Below are 6174 nucleotides of genomic sequence, written 5' to 3'. Positions count from 1 at the left end.
ATTTATTCTTTACAAGGCCTCTGGATTTGTCTCCTGCTGAAGAACAGGAGAAAAACCGTCAGGAAGCCAAGGCACTTGAAAATGAGTTGCAGTTATACTGAACTCATTTCATATACTTTTTTTTATTTTGAATTCTACTTTCACTTTACGTATACTTTTTTTAATTATGAATACAAACATTTATATATGATAAGCTCCAACTATTAATTGTGTACACAAATTTGAAAAAAGTAAACTATAAGGAGTTTTACATATGAGTGAAAAGGAAACTAAAGAATTCAGATTTGGTAATAAAACTTTTGGAGGAAGAATTAAACCCGGAGAATTGGAATTAAATTTCCCTGATGAACTTTCCCGTGATGAATTTGAAAACATGTTCATGGAACGTTTGGAATCACTACACAAAATCGGTCGTGAAATCATTCCATTTGATGAGGAAATCTCCGCAAAAAAAGAGAAATTAAAACCGTTAAGTATTCGTGTAAAAGATCATACCAAACAATTCTTTAAAGAAAGTTCAATCTTAAGTGCACGTGAAGTACTGGAGTTATATGAAAACTTTAATCATGGAAGTGAAGCATTCATCAATTCCCTTCTTAAAGATGAAAAGAATTTGGAAAAGGAATTGGCAGAAATCCAGGAAAAACTACACAATGCAGAATTATTTAAAGACAAGCTCAACGATTTGGATCTTGAAGAAACTATAACAGATGAGGAAATGATTGCCTCTTTGGAAGAGGAATATAAAGATTCACAGGTAAAAGTACTGTTTGAAGATTCCTCAGATAAAGTTCTTGGTGATATCCAGCTTTACAATACTCAGAAAGTTGTACTGGATGACACACATCTTGAAATCGTTGCTGTAAATGATGTTATTCCAATCGTATATTACTTCTCAACCGAACTTGCTGAAGACGAATTGATTAAAACATTATCCGAAATCAAATCATACTCCGAAGATAATGATATTGAATTTGTAGACGGCATCGAAGATGAAAAAGAAGCTGAGGAAGAAGATAAAAGCGAAGCTCAAAAAGAAAGTGAAGATGGTGATGAATAGTTTCACCACCATATTATTATTTTGTGTATAAGATATGTTTAAATACTAGGGCATACAATATATCACCATGACAACTATAATGCCACTACCTGTTAAATGTCCTGTATGTGAAAACGAATTTGAAATTTATGTTCTGGGATCCACAAATGCATGGGGTGCACCGGATTTAGACCTCAGACCACCCGAAATGCAGAGAAGTACCATGGACAAATGGGTACATGAATGTCCCAGCTGCGGATACGTTACACCTGATTTTAACCAAAGTACTGAAATTACATCTGATTTTTTAAAAAGCGATTCATATAAAAGCTGTGATGATTTGAATTTTAATCATTCTTTGGCTGAAAGATTCTATCGCCAGTATTTAATAGCTTCCAGCAATTCAGATAAATTCCATGCACTTCTTCACTGCGCATGGGTGTGTGACGACACTGATGATGAAAAAAATGCCCAATTAATGAGAAGAAAAAGTCTTGAATATATAGAAAAGCTTGATTTGAATGATGATATTCTTATCCAAAGGGCTGATTTGCTTAGAAGATCCGGCCAGTTTGAAAGAGTAATAGAAGAATACTCAACAAAAACATTTAAAGAAGACATATACAATATGATATGCAGCTTTGAAGTGGAAAAGGCAATCCAAAAGGACGCCTCATGCTACACTGTTGAAGATGTAGTTAAAAGTTAAATATATCTTGTGTATATAATGAGTAATATGAAGAAATTATTTGTATTGTTCATCATTCTTTTGATTTTAATACCGTCAGCTGCTGCTGAAAAGGTAAATATTAATGGGATAGATTTTGAAATACCGCACCAGTATGAACACGGAACAAAAAAGGACTCATCATATGTATATGAAAGCGGATTTACATTCCGTATTTTAAGTCTTGACGATTCCAGAAACCTGAGATTCAATTTCGGATCTGATGTCAGCGAGGCCAAATCCGTGGAACAGACCACCATTGCAGGCCATGATGCTGTTGTAGTTTCAGGAGAATATAACTCCAAGCCACATACCACAGTCTATTTTGTAACGCAGGACAAGATATTTCTGATATGCTTTAATGATACCTATGTCAATGATGATATTACAAAAATAATTGAAAACACTCCTTCCCAGACAATGTCTCATGATGAGTTTTCAAACAGATTAAATAAGGCATTGGATGATTATCAAAAGCAGGTAGAACAGGAAAACAGAGATTACGATTCATATCAGAGTTCAAAAAACAACAAACCGTCAACAAGATATTACTTCTTCAGCTTCTAATACTCGTCAGATGCTCTCTAGGACTTTTTACTTATATGTCTGGAACATATTATTTAACATGACAAAAAAAGATTTTCTGGAAAAATGGCTATTGCTTAGCCTAATAAATTCAGACTGCGTTTTAACGGCATTGCTCTTTGAGGGTTGTGTTGAAAATCATTGATTTCTACCTGAATCAGCTGATAACCTCAGAACCCTCACCATATTCCAAAGTGATTTTAAAAAAGCTTGTTTGTTATTTAAGAGTCTATGGCTATCCTCTGGTTGAACTGGCAGACATAATTTCAATAGAGATAATGGTTGACTACATTCTGTCAAACCCCCTGTTGTTTAAAATCCACTGTGACTTTATAAAGGATTCAATTTCTGTAATTGCAGATATATTGGGCGATGAATTATACGTAAAAACAGAGGCTAAAATCATTGCTCTGGAGGATGAATTCAGAAAATGCATCTGCATCAATCCAAAACAGATTGATGACGCAATTACAGAAAGGATTAATGAACTGCTGAAATAATATTTAAATATAATTTAGAATATATAATCCAACATGGATACAAAATACCTGATAATACTGATTGTTTTGTGCATTATTTGTTTTGGAGTTTTTTTCTATCAGTTCTCACATGATGTGGATACATTCATTGTAGTTAATGAAACGCAGGTATCTGAAAACGGAACTGTTACCGGATATCTGATGGATGCCTATTCAAGAGGGGTTGCAAACAAGACTATTTTCTATCACCAGGCCGGAGATGACCAATCAGTTTTTGTAAATGTCACTACAGACAGCAACGGCATGTTTAAAATAGAAAATCTAAAAAACGTCCCTGAAAGCGGCAGCAATAACTATTATGGAGACATTTCCTTTAAGGGAGAAGGAGAATTCCATCCATGCACATATGAACGTAACATAACCGTCCAAAAATAATGAAGGGATTAACATGAAAGACATATTTGATGAATGTGAATTTGGGGATTTTAAGCTTAACAGCCGAATTATAAGAACAGGACTATGGGAATCTCAAAAGGAACTGGGCAAACTCTCCCCGGAAATATTTTTGAGATATGAAAGACTTGCTAAAAATCATGTAGGATTAATAACAACCGAACTGATATCAATGTATCCCCATGACCGCTTCAGCGACTATTCCCATTCAATAGACAGCCCCGCATTTATTAAAGAATTTAAATATGTAACGGACACCACCCATCAGTATAATGTTCCGATACTGGCCCAGATTGGATTTGTAAACTGCAATGTCAACGGAAAGCAGAATATTGGAGTAAATGATCTCACAATTGAAGACATAAGACAAATTCAGTCAGATTATATTGTTGCATCCAAAAAGATATCATTTGCAGGTTTTGACGGCATACAGCTTGCTATGGGAAACAGTTATTTCTTTTCAAAAGTAATGGATTCAAAGGAAAATAAAAGAAATGACGAATATGGCGGAAATACTTTAAATCGACTAAGGATGATACTGGAACTAATTAAGGTAATTAAGGATACAAGCAACCTGCACATAAACTGCCGCATCAACGTTCAGGATGATATTGTCGAAATAGCCCAACTGCTTGAAAAAGTAGGTGCAGACAGCCTGCAGATAACAAAGCCCTCCTCTCCACAGTATTTCAGAAAAGACTCTCCAAACAAAAATATACTTTTTGACATCACCGATGAGATAGCATCAAGGGTTAATATTCCTGTAATTTTAGGGGGAGGACTCACAGATATGGCATCAATCAATGATTTAATCAACACTACCCACATAGATTTTGTATCAATGCAGAGGCCATTTGTATATAATCCGACGTTTTTAAGTGAATGGGCCGACGGCAGTGAAGTGGAATCATTGTGCAGAACATGCAATAACTGCTACTGGAAAAAAACAAGTACGTGCCACATTAAAATCGAAAAAGATTAAAAAAAAGAAGTGAGATATAGAAATTATCTATATCTTCTATTATCAGGATACAGGCTATGGTTTTGTCGTTTTCTTTTTCTTGCATATCTTATTCTATTGATTGTTCTCATAATTATAACGAATAAAACTATTAAAATTACAATTATAACCAGATAATAGAGTATATTGAATACGAATCCTAATGGATTATCGCCACTTTCAGGTTGTGAGAATGTAACATTTCCGACACGCTGATATTTTGGAGCCATAGGAATGTCTTCCTTTTTGAATAAAGTTCCGTTGAAGTTAACGTTATCTGATAATCCGCCGGTACTCATACCATGTGTTGATCCGTCATCATTGGACAAGGTAATATCTGTTATATTACCATTGAATGTTTTATTTTCAAGATGATAAAAGTCATAGACACTAACGTCCCTTCTGGACAAACCGTAGGAATCAGAGATTGCCAGTTTGTGCATTGTCTGAACTTTATCTGATGCATTCATCTGAATGTTTCCGGTTCTTACAAAACTTTCCTTATTTGGAACAGAAATATATTGTCCAGGATTGAGATGTCCTGTGAAATGTGAATATCCCATTGCCACACCGTATCTTCCATCAGGTGCCTTGATAAGTACGTGACCTCTTCCATAGGATTTCTTGATATCCTGAATTTCCTGTAGGCTTTTGTTGTTAATGTCATTGTTTGCAACCATTTCGCCAGTAATATTTTCTATTTTTTTGTTGTCATCACCATCGTCAAGCCCACCGTAACCAATAGTCCATCCGTCATTTGTTACAATAACCTGACAGAAGTATTTTCCGTCTGTTTTATATTGCTTAATCGCTTCCTTCCCGTGCCAATCAATCTTTTCAACAAAAATATCAGCACTATAACCCGCATCTCTTCTGAATGCGAACATACTATTGTTTCCTTCCATCTGGCATGCAACAGAACAGCATCCGGTCAGATCACTCTCATTTATCTCATCCAAAAGATAATTCAAATCTCCATATTTTGGATTATATTCTGAAGCATAAGAACCGATGACGGAAATAAAAATTATTAAAGCTCCCAAAATCAAAATAATTTTTTTATTATCCATAAATTCACTCAAACCAAATTATTAATATAAAAATGATATATCATTATAATTTTTGTTATATGCCATATAAAAACTTTTGTTTAAAAATATAGAATAATTAGATAAATATTAGACATATTTTAAAAAAATATAATAATACTAACTTGCATATATCATATTAACAAGAAATTAATGGGGAGAAAATATGAGCAAGACATGTCCCAACTGTGGTGTGAACTCACCGGATAATGCCAAATTCTGCATTGAATGTGCATACAGCCTTGAAGATGTCCCGGTAAATAAGGAAGAAAAGCCTGTAAAAAAGGACACATCTTCAGAAAACGGTTCTGTATTGGGAGGCATTATAATAATTGCAGTTATTGTAATAGCAGTTGTTGCTGTAGGATTTTTCATTTTCGGATCAGGGCAAAGCAATAACGTTGAGCCAAATATTACAATAACTTTCGATCAAGTATATGCCAATAATTATGAATCTAGCGGCAAAACCTACTACTCATATAATGTAAACGGCTACATCAACAATTATCCGGAAAATGATGCAGGCTACATGATAAAAACAATATATTACGATTCAAACGGAAGTCAGATAACCTCAACCGTTAAAAAATTATCCGATTTCAAAGGTCACGAGAAATACAGCTTTGCATCAACATTGGGCAGTTACTATACTGAAAATTATGTCGACATAGACCATGTTTCAGTACAGATAATTAAAGACAATGCAGTATTGAATGAGTTTAATTCAACCATGAACAAAAATAAATTAACTTCCATTCCAAATTCAAACAATTCTTCAAAATAATGGGGTTCATATTACCCCT

The 6174-nt window shown here is 34.3% G+C and carries 8 protein-coding genes; 7 read left to right on the top strand and 1 reads right to left on the bottom strand.

Annotated elements, in window-relative coordinates; genetic code table 11:
* Positions 1-253 precede the first annotated feature (253 nt).
* The 6 genes from ACKI5C_RS02870 to ACKI5C_RS02845 all read left to right on the top strand — a co-directional run bounded on the left by ACKI5C_RS02870 (position 254) and on the right by ACKI5C_RS02845 (position 4265).
* Positions 254-1060, top strand: coding sequence for a hypothetical protein (locus ACKI5C_RS02870; protein WP_407431725.1), 807 nt, complete (start codon positions 254-256; stop codon positions 1058-1060).
* 67 nt (positions 1061-1127) lie between these two features.
* Positions 1128-1748 carry a hypothetical protein gene (locus ACKI5C_RS02865; protein WP_407431724.1) on the top strand — a complete coding sequence of 207 codons (621 nt, stop codon included), beginning with the start codon at positions 1128-1130 and terminating at the stop codon, positions 1746-1748.
* 27 nt (positions 1749-1775) lie between these two features.
* Positions 1776-2333, top strand: coding sequence for a hypothetical protein (locus ACKI5C_RS02860; protein WP_407431723.1), 558 nt, complete (start codon positions 1776-1778; stop codon positions 2331-2333).
* A 137-nt stretch (positions 2334-2470) separates the two neighbouring features.
* Positions 2471-2851, top strand: a complete 381-nt coding sequence (locus tag ACKI5C_RS02855; RefSeq protein WP_407431722.1) for a hypothetical protein — start codon at positions 2471-2473, stop codon at positions 2849-2851.
* Positions 2852-2917: 66 nt separating this feature from the next.
* Entirely contained in the window at positions 2918-3265 is a 348-nt protein-coding gene (locus tag ACKI5C_RS02850; RefSeq protein WP_407431721.1) for a hypothetical protein, read from the top strand.
* A gap of 130 nt (positions 3266-3395) precedes the next feature.
* Positions 3396-4265, top strand: a complete 870-nt coding sequence (locus ACKI5C_RS02845; RefSeq protein WP_407431720.1) for a HisA/HisF-related TIM barrel protein — start codon at positions 3396-3398, stop codon at positions 4263-4265.
* A 23-nt stretch (positions 4266-4288) separates the two neighbouring features.
* Here ACKI5C_RS02845 and ACKI5C_RS02840 read toward each other — a convergent pair whose 3' ends face one another.
* On the bottom strand, positions 4289-5353 hold the full coding sequence (locus ACKI5C_RS02840) for a hypothetical protein (protein WP_407431719.1): 1065 nt from the start codon (positions 5351-5353) through the stop codon (positions 4289-4291).
* A gap of 184 nt (positions 5354-5537) precedes the next feature.
* Between ACKI5C_RS02840 and ACKI5C_RS02835 the strand changes: the two genes are divergently transcribed.
* On the top strand, positions 5538-6155 hold the full coding sequence (locus ACKI5C_RS02835; protein ID WP_407431718.1) for a hypothetical protein: 618 nt from the start codon (positions 5538-5540) through the stop codon (positions 6153-6155).
* The last annotated feature ends 19 nt before the right edge of the window (positions 6156-6174 follow it).

The sequence above is a fragment of the Methanobrevibacter sp. genome, assembly GCF_045646045.1.
Lineage (GTDB): Archaea > Methanobacteriota > Methanobacteria > Methanobacteriales > Methanobacteriaceae > Methanocatella.
Note: the sequence above shows the minus strand (reverse complement) of the source record. Positions and strands in the feature narration are given on the sequence as shown.